The sequence below is a fragment of the Halobaculum roseum genome (genome assembly GCF_019880245.1).
In the GTDB taxonomy this organism is placed as follows: Archaea; Halobacteriota; Halobacteria; order Halobacteriales; family Haloferacaceae; genus Halobaculum; species Halobaculum roseum.
Map to the genome: position 1 here is coordinate 1,187,498 of NZ_CP082286.1, position 12,469 is coordinate 1,199,966.

The following is a 12,469-nucleotide window of genomic DNA, read 5'->3' on the forward strand; positions in this document are numbered from 1 at the left end:
CCGGGTCGACGGCGTCAGTCGCCGAACCGGCCGCGGGCGCTCCGATACCCGAGCGCGACCCCGACCACGGGCACCGCGAGCACGAGTAGGTACGGCAGCGCGTACGCCGCGAGCACGACCCCGCCGCGCGCGAGGACGATCACGCCGTTGACGGACTCCAGGAACGCCTCGGTCAGCGGTGTCTCGTGCCACGCGGTTCGCTCCGGCGGCTCGTAGTCCGGCCGCGGCTCGTGGAGTTCGACGGTGATCGTCGAGTAGGCGACGCGCCGTTCGAGGCTCTGGAGTCGCGCCTGGGTGCGCTCGATCTCCGTTTGCACGTCCGAGAGCTCGCGCTGGACCGCGAGCACGTCCTCGGTGTCGTTCGCCCGGTCGTACAGCTCGCGGAGACGGTCGCGCTCCGCGCGGAGACTCTCCAGGCGCGCCTCCAGGTCGACGATCTGTTCGGTCACGTCCCGCGTGGACTGCTCGACCGAGCGGACCTCGCCGGTCCCGTTGATCGCCTCCATCGCGGCCGAGTAGTTGTCCGAGGGAACGCGGAGCACGAGCTGCCCGGTCGTCCACGTCTCGTTGCCCTCGCCGCGGACCTGCGTCCGCGAGCTCCCGACGTAGCCGCCCCGCTCGCGGGCCATCGCCGTCAGGTCCGCGCGGGCGGCGTCGTAGTCGTCCACCCGGAGCTGCACGGTCGCCTCGTAGATCAGTTGGCGCTCGGATACCTGCGCGTTCACGTTCGCGCCGGCGCCGTCGCCGCCGGCGGCGTCGTCACCCTCCGGTCCCGGCGTCGCCTGGGGGGCGGCGGTCGCGTCCGCCTGCATCTCCGCGCCCGTCGCCCCGTCGCCGCCGGCGTCGGCGCCCCCGCCGGCGCCCGAACAGCCCGCGAGGACGACGAGGAGGACACAACAGACCGTCGCGAGTGAGCCACGTCGCATGCGACACCCTACCGCGGCGGGGCCCATACCCGTTCGGTACGCTCAAAGGGCCGTTTGACCCTTCCGTACGCCGCGCCTACGGCCCTCATACAGCGACGCCTGCTGTCGGTGCGGTGGCTCGACGCCCTGTTCGAGGCCGACGACTTCGAGCCCCCGTCCGGGGAGCCGATCGTCCGCTACTCGTCCGGGATCGAGGTGACCGCCGACCGGATCCGGCTGCGTGCCACCGACAGAAGACACTTGACGGACACTCCGGATCGTCGACCCGATGCGTCCCCGCGGCCCTCCCCTCCGGGCGTGTGGCATCGCGCTGCTGTTGGTGACCGCCGGCTGTCTCGGCGCGCCCGGCGGCCGAACCGACGGTCACGCCGCGACCTCCCCGGGAACCGAACCGGGCGGTTCGGCGACCGCCGGCGCGGACGGCGAGCACACCGAACTCCCGGGAACGTCGATCGACTGGCCCGACGGACCGAAGGAACGTCCCGAGCGCCCGCCGACGCTGAACGAGTCCTCGGTCGGCTCGTTCGCCCGGACCTACGAGTACCGGTTCGTGTACAACAGCCTCTGGTACGACGAGACGAGCGAGGTGTCCGCCGAGTGCGAACTCGACGCCGTCGATCGCCGGGGCGACGCCTGGCGCGCGGTCGTCACCTGCACCGCCTACTCGAACACCGGCGGCGAGTCGGCCGGCGACGGCACCGCAACCGCCACCTCGACGGTCCTCCACGCCGACTGGTTCACCCAGACGTACGTCTACTGGATCGACGGGGAGTCGGTCCACCGCGAGCGCGCCGAGGGGTGACCGCGACCGGCTTCCGGCCGGATGGGAACGGTCGCGGCGAGTTAGGCCGCGGCCGCCGTAGCGCCGGCCATGCCCGAGCACGTCCTGATCCCGTACGACGGGTCGCCGCTGGCGGACCACGCGCTGCGATACGCCTGCGCCGAGTTCCCGTCGAGCACCCTCACCGTCCTCTACGTCGTCGACGAACACACCGACGAGACGGCGTCCGCCGGATGGGGCGACCACCCGGGACAGTGGGAGGACTGGCTCACCGAGCGCCGCGGGCACGCCGCCGACCTGTTCGCGGACGCCGAGGCGGTCGCCGAGGAGTACGGCGCGTCGATCGAGACGGCCGTCGCCGTCGGCCGCGTCTCCGAGATGACTATCGCGGTCGCCGAGGAGTACGGCGCGGACCTGATCGTCGTCGGCGCGCACGGTCGGTCGCCGTTCGCGGAGTTCCTCATCGGCGACGTGGCCCGCGCGCTGGTCCGCCGGTCGCCCGTCCCGGTCACGACGGTCCGGGAGCGCGTCGGCGGGTGAACGGGCTCACGAGGGGATCCCGAACGGATCCCGATCGGATCCCCCACCGGGGAAGGACACGTCGCCGTCCGTCGACTCACTCGGGCAGGTCGTGGAGGAACGTCTGGAACTCCACCGTGCGGCCGTCCGGGTCGTCGGCGAAGAACTGGTAGATGTCGTAGCGCTCGTTCACGTGCGGCTCCTCGCGGGCGGCGTCGCCGACGCGGTCGTGCATCCGGTCGACGCCGTCGCGGTCCGGATAGACGAACGTGAGGATACCCTCTGTCTCGGTCGCGGCGTCCGCGTCGCCGCCGGCGTCGCAGAACCCGAACCGGAAGCCGCCGCGTTCGAGGATCGTACAGCCCGGCTGTTCGAGCCACACGTCCGCGTCGACGACCTCGCGGTACCAGTCGACGACGCGCTCGCGGTTCGCGGTCCGAACGAAGACGATGCCGTCGGGGGCGCCCATGACCGCCCCGACGGCCGGCGGCGACGAATAGCCTTCGCCGTCTACTCGCGGGCGTCCTCGATCACCGCGCGGAACCGCTCGGCGCGCTCGGTGATGGCGTCGAAGTCGCCGGCGTCGACGAGGTCGCGGTCGACGAGCGCGGACCCGGCGCCGACGCAGACGGCGCCCGCCTCGATGTACTCGCCGGCGTTGTCGGCGGAGACGCCGCCGGTGGGCATGATCTCCAGCTGCCCGAGCGGGCCCTTCATCGCGGCGACGTGGTCGGGGCCGACGGTCTTGGCGGGGAACACCTTCACCATCTCGGCGCCGGCCTCGGACGCCTCGACGGCCTCCGTCGGCGTCATCACGCCCGGCGCGCACAACACGCCGTAGCGGTTGCACGTCTCGACGACGCCCTCGTCGAAGGAGGGGGAGACGACGAACTCCGCGCCGGCGGCGACGGCCGCGCGGGCGGTCTCGCTGTCGAGGACGGTGCCCGCGCCGACGAGCGCGTCGTCGCCCAGTTCCGCCGAGAGCGTGGCGATCATGTCGGTCGCGCCGGCGGTGTCGGCGGTGACCTCCAGGGCGGTGACGCCGCCGGCGACGAGCGCCTCGGCGGTGTCGACGACGGTTTCCGGCTCCGCGCCGCGCAGCACCGCGACGACCCCCGACTCCCGCATCGTTGTGAACGCGTCCGTGGAACTCATACGCGAGTGAACTTCGCGGCGGAGAATAAAGCCGGGGGTTGCGGGACCGAGCCCCGAACGAGGTGACCGTCCGCCGCGAGGGCGAGGTCGGCGAGCCTGCCGTCGAGGTCGAACTGGCCGAGCGCCCGGGAACCGAGAGAAGCGTGCCTGTCGGGTAGTCGGACGCGACCCATCGCCCTCGCCGAGTCGGTCGACCGGCCGTCGCCGCGTCGGATGCAGGTCCTGTCCTCACGACAATTCCTTTATCCCTCGGGGAACTCGTCGGAGCGTGAGTCGAGACGAGCACCCGTCGCGCCGCACGTTCGAGCTGTTGTCCGACGAGATCAGGTTGCGTATCATCACGGCGCTCGGCGACGCCAGCGGCGAGGACGGGTACGCGTCGCTCGCGTTCACCGACCTGCGGGAGCGGACTGGCGTCGAGGACAGCGGGAAGTTTACCTACCATCTCAAGCAGTTGCTCGGCGAGTTCGTCGAGGAGACCGAAACCGGGTACAGCCTGACGCTCGCGGGGATCCGGGCGTATCAGGCCGTCATCGCCCATCAGTCGGAGGGCGGCGTCGCCGTCGAACCGTTCGACGTCCCGGGTGAGTGCCGGACCTGCGGCGGCGACCGCAGGGCGTGGTACGAGGAGGGCCGGGGGCACGTCGGCTGTGCGGACTGCGGCGAGATCCAGTTCCGCTACCCGGTCGACGCGCGACACGTCGACCCCGCGGATCCGGAGTCGCTGCTCGACGCGATGCACGAGCGGGCCCTCCGCGACTACGGCTCCATGCTCCGTGGCATCTGCCCGTACTGCGGCGGGACCGCCGTATCCGACCTCCGGTTCGAGGCCGACCACTGGGAGGAGACCGGGATGATCGACGACGACGCGCTCGTCCACGTCGTCTGCGAGGCGTGTTCGTGGTTCGTCTACGCGAATCTCGCGGCCGCGCTGCGCATCGAGGAGCCGGTGCAGGCGTTCTTCGCGGCCCGCGGGGTCGACATCTGGTCGGAGTACCTGTGGACCGACCGGATCGACTGGGCCGTCGACTCGGTCGACTCCGACCCGATCCGAGTCCGCGGCCACTTCGCGTACGACGGCGACCACCTCTCTATCGTGGTCGACGGCGACGCGCGGATCGTCGAGGCGCGGACGATCGAGTCGGTCGGATCGTGACCGAGAGCCTGGATCGACTACTCCCCGCGCGGCACCGCGACCGCGCCGACGGCGAACGCGACGAGGGCCAGCGCGGCGAGGATCGCGAGGTTCGCCGTCGCCCCCAGTCTCGACAGTCCGGCGCCGTCGGGCACCGCGAACGTCACCGCGCGGACACCCCGGGAGAAGTACGTGAGCGGCGAGAGGTTCACGACCGGGAGGAACCACTCCGGAAGCAACTCGGGGGAGACGAACGTGTCCGAGAGGAACAGCAGCGGCAACGCCACCGAGTTCGAGGCGGCGATGACGCCGTCCTGCGTGTCCGATACCCGCCCGAGCATCGCCCCGACGCCGCAGAACAGCACGACCCCGACGACGACGAACGGGACGAGCAGGAGCAGGTCCACCGAAAGCGGGATCTCCGCGCCGGTCACGAGGACGACCAGTCCGAACACGAGCAGCGAGGCGGCGCCGATGACGCCGACGTTGACGAGCGTGTGCGCCAGCAGCCACTCGGCGCGCGTCAACGGCGTCGTCGCCAGCTTCTCGAAGCGGTGACCGTCGCGGTGGCGGGCGATCTCCGAGCCGACCCGCGACAGCGGCGTGAACAGGACGACGGTCGCGAGATACCCCGGCAGGTAGTAGGCGTCCGGCCGGGAGAACAGCCCGCCCCCGCCCGGCTGGGTGCGCACGAGGACGCCGAAGATGAGCACGAGCAACAGCGGGAAGAAGAACGTGAAGAACACCGCCGTCCGGCGGCGGAGGAACGACCGCGTCGCCGCCAGCGTCTCCGCGCGGACGCGCCCGACGAGGCTCATCGGTCGGCCTCCGCGGTCGCTGCCGGGTCGGCGTCGCCGGCGGCGCCGCCCGCTGCCTCCTCTCCCGCGGCGGCCGCGTCGTCGGCGCCCGTCCCCTCGACCGCGCTGGCTCCGGGCGTGGCCGCCCCCTCGAACTCCTCGCCGGTCAGCCGGAGGTACACGTCCTCCAGCGTCGGCTCGGTCCACGTGAGCGACTCGTAGCCGACCCCGGCCTCGGCGAGCGCGGCCACCGCGTCAGCCAGGTCGGCGGGCGACACGTCGCCGAGGACGAGCTCGTCGGCGCCGACCTCGACCGTGAAGCCGACCTCCCGAAGCGGCTCCGCGCCCGCCTCGACCACGGGTCCGGCGACGACGAGGCGCGCGGGCCCGCCGTGGTCGGCCACCAGCTCCGCGGGCGTGCCGACGGCGACGAGTTCCCCGTCGCGAAGCAGGCCGACGCGGTCGGCGAGCCGCTCGACCTCCTCCATGGAGTGGCTCGTCAGGAACACGGTGACGCCGCCGTCGGCGAGCGACTCGATGAGCCCCCACAGCGCGCGCCGGCCGGCCGGGTCGATGCCGGTCGTCGGCTCGTCGAGGAACAGCACGTCCGGGTCGTTCACCAGCGCCGTGGCGACGCACGCGCGGCGTTTCTGTCCACCGGAGAGGTTCTCGTACCAGGTGTCGGCGTCGGCGTCGTCCGCGAGTCCCACGTCGTCGAGCACGTCGCCGACGGGTCGGGACTCGTCGTACAGGCCGGCGTAGTAGGCGACGAGCTCGCGGGCGGTGAGCCGCTCGGGCGGGCCGAACTCCTGCGGGAGCAGGCCGACGCGCGAGCGGTCGGAGTCGCCGGCGGGGTCGCCGAACAGTTCGAGCGTTCCCTCGGCGCTCGCGGTGCCCGTGAGCGCGCGCACGAGCGTCGTCTTCCCCGCGCCGTTCGGGCCGATGAGCCCGAACACCTCGCCCTCGTGTACGTCGAGCGAGACGCCGTCGAGCGCGACCGTCCCGTCGTAGGACTTGCGCGCGTCGACGGCGCGGACGACCGTCGCGTCGTTCATGACGTCGGGTCCGAGCCTCGCGGAAGTAAGGGTGCCGAAGGCGTCCCCGTGAGATCGGGTTCGCGGTTCGGGGGCTACCACTCGACCGTGCGTGTCGCGAACAGCGAAACGCCGACGGCCCAGCGCGCGAGCGCGACGATGACGACGACCGCGGCCGCGCTCGCCGGGTCGACCCCGAGCGCGACGAGCCACTCGTGGCACGCCCGGAGCACCCCGACCGGCGAGAGGGTCGCCCCGAGCGCGAGGAACCCGCCGAGTTCGCCCGCGAGCGCGTCGTGGACGGCGTCCCTCGGCGTCGACGCCGACGCCCACGGCTCGATCGGTCCCCCCGTCATACCCGCTCGGTTGTCGGTGCTCCGGATATAATTCCGTCGCCGAACGTATCGACTTCAATACCGGGGCCGATCGCCGCCGAGCCGACGACCGGCCGCCGGAGGCCCCGATCGTCGTCCCGTCGGCGGCGTGGCATCGAGTAGCACTGTCGGAACACGTTCTTGGGCGTGCCCGCCGAGCGGGTCGGTATGACCGACGAGCCCTCACCGCCGCCGGACCCGCACGCCCAGCGGACGACGGTACGCGACGGCTACGACGCGATGGCGGCGGCGTATCGCGACGAGCGCGGCGACGACGGCGACGGCACCGAGGCCCCGGAGCGTCCGCTCGTCGAGTCGTTCCTCGCCGACCTCTCGGCGGGCGACCGGCTCCTCGACGCCGGGTGCGGGCAGGGGACGCCGGTGTTGAACCGTCTTCCCGCCGGCGTGGAGGGCGTCGGCGTCGACCTCTCTGCGTCGATGCTCGATCTCGCCCGCGAGCGGACCGACGCCGCCCTCGTCCGTGGGGATCTCACCAGGCTCCCGGTCGCGTCGAACGTCGCGGACGCGGCGACGGCGCTTCACTCCGTGATCCACGTGCCGGTGTCCGAGCACCCGGCCGTGTTCGGGGAGTTCGCCCGGGTGCTCCGGCCCGGCGGCCGGCTCTACCTCACGGCCGCGACCGACGAGGACGGGTGGGCGGGCGCGAACCCCGACTGGCTCGGCTCGGGGGCGACGATGACGTGGTCGTTCCCGGGGCTCGACACGACCCGCGCGCAGCTCCGGGAGGCCGGGTTCCGCGTGACCGACGAGCGAGTCCTCGGCGACACCGTCGCCGACGACGACGGCGGGTCGTGGACGCACCTGTTCGCGCGGCTCCGAGCCGACTGACCCCGAGATCGGTCCCTCGCGGCCGACTCAGGCTGTCGCGCCGACGCGACTCCCGACGGCGTCGACGATGGCGTCGACATCGAACTCGTCGGACTCCTTGTCGAACACCACCTCGCCGTCGGCGCGCACCTCGAAGATCCCGCCGTCGCCGGTGACCAGCGACACCGCCTCGACGTCCAGCCCGAACTCCTCGAGGATCGCCGCCTGTACGTCCTGTGCGCGCTCCAGCATCCCGCACGGTACGCAGTATTCGATCTCGACTTGCGTCATACCTCTCCCCGTAGGGACGCCCGCGAGGTAAGTCCGACGCAGTCGGCCGTCCGCGGCCCCACCCAGTGACCGTTCCCGGGCCGGACGCCGATCCGAACCCATTCGCCCGGCGGCGATGGCGCGGGCGCCGGTCACGCAGCCTCGACGACGCCCCAGGAGATCCGGTCCCACAGCCGTTCGTAGACGTAGTACGTCGCCGTCTTCACGACGTTCGCGACGACGCCGATGTTCACCGCGTCGCTCACGTCGCCGACGACCGCCCACGCGACGACGACCGTGATCGTGACCATCACCGCCCGGTAGCACAGCGTCTTGACGATCGCTCGCCGCCTGTGCTGGAGCGGCGACCGCGGGAGCGAGAGACGCGCCATGTGCGGACCACGCACCGCCGGAATATAACCACTAGCGCTTGCATCCCACCGGAAAGTAACCGGAGTAAGTTATTTTACGGACGAGCGATCTCTACCGGAGCAGGTCGAACTCGGGGCGCCACCACAGCAGGCCGACCGTGACGACGAACACGAGCGTCGAGGGGCCGTAGCCGATGCCCCCGACGGCCGCGACGACGAACCCCCCGCCGCCGACGACGGCGGTGGCCGCGCCGACGAGGATCGGCAGCGAGCAGGAGACACACGAGAACAGCCCGAGCACGCCCGCCACCCCCGCGCTCGCGGCGTCGACGACGGTGCCGTACAGGAGGTACGCCAGCGCGGCGTAGCCGAGCACCTTCGCGGGGATCACCACCGCGGCGGCGACGCCGGCGTTGACGACGAGCGCCGGCCCCCACCCCGGCGGGAGCAACGCCAGTTCCACGCCCGGCGTCGTCCGCGGCGGCGCTACGCCGAGGACGCCGCCGAAGACCGCCAGCAGCAGTGCGTAGCCGCCGGCGACCGCGAGCGCGCGGCGGCGGCTCCGGGCGTCGCCACGGGGCGGGCGGTAGCGCGCGAACACGACGAGCGCGACGTTCACCCAGATCAGCCCGTACAGCGTGAACAGCGGCGAGGAGAGGGTCGCGTTCGTGAGCGCGAAGTACCCGACGACGGCCGCGAGCTCGACGTTGGCGACGAGCGCCGCGATCAACAGGTCGCGACGGGTGACCGACGGGACGATACCCGAGGACGTGGACGTGTTCGTGCTCATGGATGTGGGGTCAGCGTGAAGTCAGCGCGGTCACAGCGCGAGCGCGTCGACGACGACGGCGAGCAGGACGACGCCGAGGTAGGCGTTCGACGCGTGGAACGCGCGGAACGCCGCTGACTCGTCGCGCTCGTAGTGGAGGCGGACGATCGCCCACAGGAACACGGCGCCGACGACGGCGCCGGCGAGCGCGTACAGCCAGTCCAGCCGGCCGAGGCCGACCATCCCGGCCGCGACCGCCGACGTCGCGCCGAAGTACCAGACGATGTGGCGCCGCGTCGCCGTCTCCCCGCGCACGACGGGCATCATCGGGAAGCCGCCGCGCTCGTAGTCGTCCTTGTACGCGAGCGCGAGGTTGTAGAAGTGCGCCGGCGTCCACAGGAAGATGAGCGTCGCGAGCGCGAGCCCGCCGACGCCGATCTCGCCGGTCACGGCCGCCCACCCGATGAGCGCGGGGAGCGCGCCGGCGGCGCCGCCGATGACGGTGTTCTGGACGGTGTTGGGTTTCAGCACGAGCGTGTACACGACCGAGTAGAACACGATCGCGACGAACCCGAGGACGGCCGCGAGGACGTTCACCCACGCGAACAGGCCGACCGAGACGACCGTGAGCAGCAGCCCGAAGGCGACCGCGTTGCGCACCGACACCAGATCGACCGCCAGCGGGCGGTCGCTCGTGCGCTGCATCCGGCGGTCGATGTCGCGTTCGAACACGTGGTTGAACGTGCCCGAGGCGCCGATCGAGAGCGCCCCGCCGACGAGCGTCGCCGCGACGACCGGCACCGAAAGGCCCGGTCCGCCCGCCAGCGCCATCGCCGCGCTGGCGACCAGACACAGCAGCCACATCAGCCGCGGCTTCATGAGCCGGAAGTACGCCGCCGCCGTGAGACGGGCGCGCCGGACCGGGTCCTCCCGCCACGACGGGATCTCGGGGCGCGGCCCGGGGTCGAGGGGCTCGTCCGCGAGGGCCGGGCCGTCGGCACCGATCGCGGGCTCGTCGTCCGGGTCGCCCGTGCGGTTCTCCAACTCCCACGCGAGCGCCGCGAGCAGCCCGAAGAACACGGCCAGGCCCCCGGCGAGGTGGACGACCGACAGCGTCACCGGAACCCCCGCGACGACCGCGAGCGTCTCGCGGCCGCCGGTCGCGACGTACGCCCCCAACAACGACTGGACGGGATACAGGAGGAACGATGCCGCGAGCGCTCCGGCGACGCGACGGCTCGGGCGGGCCCGCCAGGCGGCGACGCCGGTGGCGAGCACGAGCACGCCGACGACGGCCGCGAGCGCGCGGTGGCCGAGCGCGACCCAGCCGGCCTCCGCCGTCGGAAGCGCGAACCCGTCACCGCACGCCGGCCACGCCGTACAGGCCGTGGCCGCGTCGGTGACGGCGGTGGTCGCACCCACCACGAGCAGCAGGTACACCCCCATCGCGCCGGCCGCGAGCAGCGGCGGGAACCGCTTCGATATCACTATCCGACCTTGCGACCCGCCGCATATCAACCCCGCGCTTTTCGGGCTCGACCCGCCGGAATCGCCGCGGCGAGCGCGCGCTCATCGGCGGGAAGATGTTCGGGTCGAGTCGCGGAACACGGTCCCGCCATCCGGTGTTTCGAGCGACAACAGTAGGTATTTACGTGGCCTGCGCCAACCGCGGTTGTAATGACGCGTACGCGACTGGGGAGCCTGCTGGTCGGGCTTGCCGGGTTGATGCTGTTCGCGACGCCGGTCGCGGCACAGGCATCGACGACGGCGGAGCTGATCAACGGGCTGAACGAGGACCTGTTGTACGTCGCGCTCCCGATCACGTTGCTCGTCGAGGTCATTCTCATCTACACCGTCCTGAAGTTCAAGGACAACGACGAGCCGGCGCCGACCCGAGAGAACCGGCGCCTCGAGATCACGTGGACGGTCGCGACGGCGATCATCCTCCTGTTCGTCGGCGTCGCCTCCTACGGCGTGCTGGCGAACCCCGACGTGACCTACACGGGCGGCCCCGAGGAGATCGACGCCGCCGACGGCGACGTCCACGTCGAGGCCGTCGCCTACCAGTGGAACTGGCGGATGAACTACCAGACGTCGAACATCAGCGAACTGACCGCGAGCGACATCGACACGTCGGTGGTGCCACAAGCCGAGGGGGTCGAGGGGCCGGTGATAGTGGTCCCCGAGGGGCAGGACCTGTTCTTCACCACGGCCTCTGACGACGTGATCCACGGCTTCAGCGTGCCCGCGCTCGGACTCAAGCAGGACGCCGTGCCCGGACAGGAGATCACGATCAAGACCGTCGCTCAGGAGACCGGAACCTACCAGGGGTACTGCACCGAGTACTGCGGCGTCGCCCACTCCAACATGTACTTCACCGTCATCGTCGTCGACCAGGGCACCTACGACGAGTTCGTCGACAACCAGACCGGGTCGGACGACTCCGAGAGCGAGTCGCTGAGCGCACCGGCACCGGCCGCCCTCGGCGCGTAACCGACGCGTTCCCGGATCGACGGTTCTTCCGGTTCCTTCGCTCCGCCGGTTCCGTCTGCGACCTCCGCCGTCGACGCCCCGGGCGGTTTCGTCGCCGCCGGCGCCGACTCCCGCACGTGCTCCCCCGGAGGATCAGCCGCGACGGTTCCGCGGTCGGTGCCCGTGTCGCCCCCGCGTTCAAGTCGCCGGTGACCGTACGGTCGGGCATGCGCGACGAGGCGGAGATCAGAGAGCAGTACGAGTATCTCGCCGAGCAGTTGGACTCCGAGGAGATGCGCCACGAGGGCGTCAGGGAGCTGTTCACCCACTACAAACGCGCGCTCGGGTGGGTACTCGAGGAGGAGCACATGTGAGAGATCGATCCGCCCGGTAGTTTTATCGCCGTACCGCCGGTATCGATCGGTGACGCTTCGTCTGGAGGGCCGAAGCGTCAGCGGGGACCGATCCGGGCGGCGCGCCGCGGGTGTTTCCGCGGCGCGCCCCCGTTCGTTCTCGGAGCCCGCGAGACAACGCCGCGAGCCGTCGCCGTATCCGTCGGCCGATGACCGGGACCGGCCTCACTCGACGGAGAACCCCGAGTCGGCGGCATCCACGTCGGCGCCCTCGTCCCACTCGATCTCGAACTCGACGCTCAGCTCGTCCGGCCCCGAGCCGGTCTCCCGTTCGGCCTTCACCTCGAACGTCGCGGTCGCGGGCACCGCCATCGTGAGCGACTCGCCGCCGCCGGCCAGCGTGAGCTCCCCGTCGGCGTCGAGCTTCGCGGCGACCTCGCGGAGGTGGGCGGCGATCTCGCTGCGGTCCTGGCGGGTCTCGGATTTGAACAGCACTTCTTCGGGCATATCACGGTACTCGTCGGGAGCGGTGAAAAACCAGTCGGCCGTAAGGGTTCGCGTGGAACGGACGCGACGGCGGTCGTGCGGGCGGCGAGGCGGTACGGGTTCGCCCGGATCGCCGGCCGGCATCCGGGGTTCATCCCGTCTTCGATCGCTGATAGGAGCAACGACGTATCCGTTCATC

17 protein-coding genes are annotated in these 12,469 nt (G+C 71.7%); 6 read left to right on the top strand and 11 right to left on the bottom strand.

Annotated features, from left to right (window positions below; translation table 11 throughout):
- Positions 1–14: 14 nt before the first annotated feature.
- Positions 15–926 (bottom strand): DUF4349 domain-containing protein, encoded by a 912-nt coding sequence (locus K6T36_RS05965; protein ID WP_222923034.1) that lies wholly within the window; start codon positions 924–926, stop codon positions 15–17.
- Between the two features lie 268 nt (positions 927–1,194).
- Between K6T36_RS05965 and K6T36_RS05970 the strand changes: the two genes are divergently transcribed.
- Complete coding sequence (locus K6T36_RS05970; RefSeq protein WP_222923035.1) at positions 1,195–1,728, top strand: hypothetical protein; 534 nt, start codon at positions 1,195–1,197, stop codon at positions 1,726–1,728.
- Between the two features lie 69 nt (positions 1,729–1,797).
- Positions 1,798–2,247 carry a universal stress protein gene (locus K6T36_RS05975; RefSeq protein ID WP_222923036.1) on the top strand — a complete coding sequence of 150 codons (450 nt, stop codon included), beginning with the start codon at positions 1,798–1,800 and terminating at the stop codon, positions 2,245–2,247.
- A 76-nt stretch (positions 2,248–2,323) separates the two neighbouring features.
- Here the strand turns inward: K6T36_RS05975 and K6T36_RS05980 are convergent, their stop codons facing one another.
- Together K6T36_RS05980 and K6T36_RS05985 are read right to left on the bottom strand one after the other, a co-directional pair.
- Positions 2,324–2,695, bottom strand: coding sequence for a VOC family protein (locus K6T36_RS05980; protein WP_222923037.1), 372 nt, complete (start codon positions 2,693–2,695; stop codon positions 2,324–2,326).
- A gap of 41 nt (positions 2,696–2,736) precedes the next feature.
- Positions 2,737–3,381 (bottom strand): bifunctional 4-hydroxy-2-oxoglutarate aldolase/2-dehydro-3-deoxy-phosphogluconate aldolase, encoded by a 645-nt coding sequence (locus tag K6T36_RS05985; protein WP_222923038.1) that lies wholly within the window; start codon positions 3,379–3,381, stop codon positions 2,737–2,739.
- 268 nt (positions 3,382–3,649) lie between these two features.
- Here K6T36_RS05985 and K6T36_RS05990 point away from each other — a divergent pair, with 268 nt between their 5' ends.
- Entirely contained in the window at positions 3,650–4,537 is an 888-nt protein-coding gene (locus tag K6T36_RS05990) for a winged helix-turn-helix domain-containing protein (RefSeq protein ID WP_222923039.1), read from the top strand.
- 17 nt (positions 4,538–4,554) lie between these two features.
- On the opposite strand, the gene K6T36_RS05995 is transcribed toward K6T36_RS05990, so the two are convergent.
- From K6T36_RS05995 to K6T36_RS06005, 3 genes are all read right to left on the bottom strand, one after another.
- A complete protein-coding gene (locus K6T36_RS05995; RefSeq protein ID WP_222923040.1) occupies positions 4,555–5,334 on the bottom strand; it encodes an ABC transporter permease in 780 nt (259 codons plus the stop codon).
- Positions 5,331–6,368 (bottom strand): ABC transporter ATP-binding protein, encoded by a 1,038-nt coding sequence (locus K6T36_RS06000; RefSeq protein ID WP_222923041.1) that lies wholly within the window; start codon positions 6,366–6,368, stop codon positions 5,331–5,333. Before K6T36_RS06000 ends, K6T36_RS05995 begins: the two co-directional genes overlap by 4 nt.
- 74 nt (positions 6,369–6,442) lie before the next feature.
- On the bottom strand, positions 6,443–6,703 hold the full coding sequence (locus K6T36_RS06005; protein ID WP_222923042.1) for a hypothetical protein: 261 nt from the start codon (positions 6,701–6,703) through the stop codon (positions 6,443–6,445).
- Positions 6,704–6,889: 186 nt separating this feature from the next.
- On the opposite strand from K6T36_RS06005, the gene K6T36_RS06010 reads away from it, so the two are divergent.
- Positions 6,890–7,570, top strand: a complete 681-nt coding sequence (locus tag K6T36_RS06010) for a class I SAM-dependent methyltransferase (RefSeq protein WP_222923043.1) — start codon at positions 6,890–6,892, stop codon at positions 7,568–7,570.
- A 27-nt stretch (positions 7,571–7,597) separates the two neighbouring features.
- Here the strand turns inward: K6T36_RS06010 and K6T36_RS06015 are convergent, their stop codons facing one another.
- From K6T36_RS06015 to cyoE, 4 genes are all read right to left on the bottom strand, one after another.
- Positions 7,598–7,840, bottom strand: a complete 243-nt coding sequence (locus tag K6T36_RS06015; protein ID WP_222923044.1) for a SelT/SelW/SelH family protein — start codon at positions 7,838–7,840, stop codon at positions 7,598–7,600.
- 131 nt (positions 7,841–7,971) lie between these two features.
- A complete protein-coding gene (locus K6T36_RS06020; protein ID WP_222923045.1) occupies positions 7,972–8,211 on the bottom strand; it encodes a DUF2061 domain-containing protein in 240 nt (79 codons plus the stop codon).
- Between the two features lie 91 nt (positions 8,212–8,302).
- The gene (locus K6T36_RS06025; protein ID WP_222923046.1) at positions 8,303–8,980 is read right to left on the bottom strand and encodes a DUF7546 family protein; all 678 of its coding nucleotides are present in this window, start codon (positions 8,978–8,980) and stop codon (positions 8,303–8,305) included.
- A 30-nt stretch (positions 8,981–9,010) separates the two neighbouring features.
- On the bottom strand, positions 9,011–10,405 hold the full coding sequence (cyoE, locus tag K6T36_RS06030; protein WP_222923377.1) for a heme o synthase: 1,395 nt from the start codon (positions 10,403–10,405) through the stop codon (positions 9,011–9,013).
- A 231-nt stretch (positions 10,406–10,636) separates the two neighbouring features.
- Between cyoE and coxB the strand changes: the two genes are divergently transcribed.
- The gene (coxB, locus tag K6T36_RS06035; RefSeq protein WP_222923047.1) at positions 10,637–11,452 is read left to right on the top strand and encodes a cytochrome c oxidase subunit II; all 816 of its coding nucleotides are present in this window, start codon (positions 10,637–10,639) and stop codon (positions 11,450–11,452) included.
- Between the two features lie 206 nt (positions 11,453–11,658).
- Complete coding sequence (locus K6T36_RS06040; RefSeq protein ID WP_222608539.1) at positions 11,659–11,805, top strand: hypothetical protein; 147 nt, start codon at positions 11,659–11,661, stop codon at positions 11,803–11,805.
- A gap of 204 nt (positions 11,806–12,009) precedes the next feature.
- On the opposite strand, the gene K6T36_RS06045 is transcribed toward K6T36_RS06040, so the two are convergent.
- Positions 12,010–12,291, bottom strand: coding sequence for an amphi-Trp domain-containing protein (locus K6T36_RS06045; protein WP_222923048.1), 282 nt, complete (start codon positions 12,289–12,291; stop codon positions 12,010–12,012).
- Positions 12,292–12,469 lie beyond the last annotated feature (178 nt).

Bases quoted from the DNA above. Each gene is read 5' to 3' on its own strand.
- K6T36_RS05975 (WP_222923036.1), top strand. From the start codon at position 1,798: ATGCCCGAGCACGTCCTGATCCCGTACGACGGGTCGCCGCTGGCGGAC.
- K6T36_RS05995 (WP_222923040.1), bottom strand. From the start codon at position 5,334: ATGAGCCTCGTCGGGCGCGTCCGCGCGGAGACGCTGGCGGCGACGCGG.
- K6T36_RS05985 (WP_222923038.1), bottom strand. From the start codon at position 3,381: ATGAGTTCCACGGACGCGTTCACAACGATGCGGGAGTCGGGGGTCGTC.
- K6T36_RS06040 (WP_222608539.1), top strand. From the start codon at position 11,659: ATGCGCGACGAGGCGGAGATCAGAGAGCAGTACGAGTATCTCGCCGAG.
- K6T36_RS06025 (WP_222923046.1), bottom strand. From the start codon at position 8,980: ATGAGCACGAACACGTCCACGTCCTCGGGTATCGTCCCGTCGGTCACC.
- K6T36_RS06015 (WP_222923044.1), bottom strand. From the start codon at position 7,840: ATGACGCAAGTCGAGATCGAATACTGCGTACCGTGCGGGATGCTGGAG.
- K6T36_RS05965 (WP_222923034.1), bottom strand. From the start codon at position 926: ATGCGACGTGGCTCACTCGCGACGGTCTGTTGTGTCCTCCTCGTCGTC.
- cyoE (WP_222923377.1), bottom strand. From the start codon at position 10,405: ATGGGGGTGTACCTGCTGCTCGTGGTGGGTGCGACCACCGCCGTCACC.
- K6T36_RS06000 (WP_222923041.1), bottom strand. From the start codon at position 6,368: ATGAACGACGCGACGGTCGTCCGCGCCGTCGACGCGCGCAAGTCCTAC.
- K6T36_RS06020 (WP_222923045.1), bottom strand. From the start codon at position 8,211: ATGGCGCGTCTCTCGCTCCCGCGGTCGCCGCTCCAGCACAGGCGGCGA.
- K6T36_RS06045 (WP_222923048.1), bottom strand. From the start codon at position 12,291: ATGCCCGAAGAAGTGCTGTTCAAATCCGAGACCCGCCAGGACCGCAGC.
- K6T36_RS06010 (WP_222923043.1), top strand. From the start codon at position 6,890: ATGACCGACGAGCCCTCACCGCCGCCGGACCCGCACGCCCAGCGGACG.
- K6T36_RS05980 (WP_222923037.1), bottom strand. From the start codon at position 2,695: ATGGGCGCCCCCGACGGCATCGTCTTCGTTCGGACCGCGAACCGCGAG.
- K6T36_RS06005 (WP_222923042.1), bottom strand. From the start codon at position 6,703: ATGACGGGGGGACCGATCGAGCCGTGGGCGTCGGCGTCGACGCCGAGG.
- coxB (WP_222923047.1), top strand. From the start codon at position 10,637: ATGACGCGTACGCGACTGGGGAGCCTGCTGGTCGGGCTTGCCGGGTTG.
- K6T36_RS05970 (WP_222923035.1), top strand. From the start codon at position 1,195: ATGCGTCCCCGCGGCCCTCCCCTCCGGGCGTGTGGCATCGCGCTGCTG.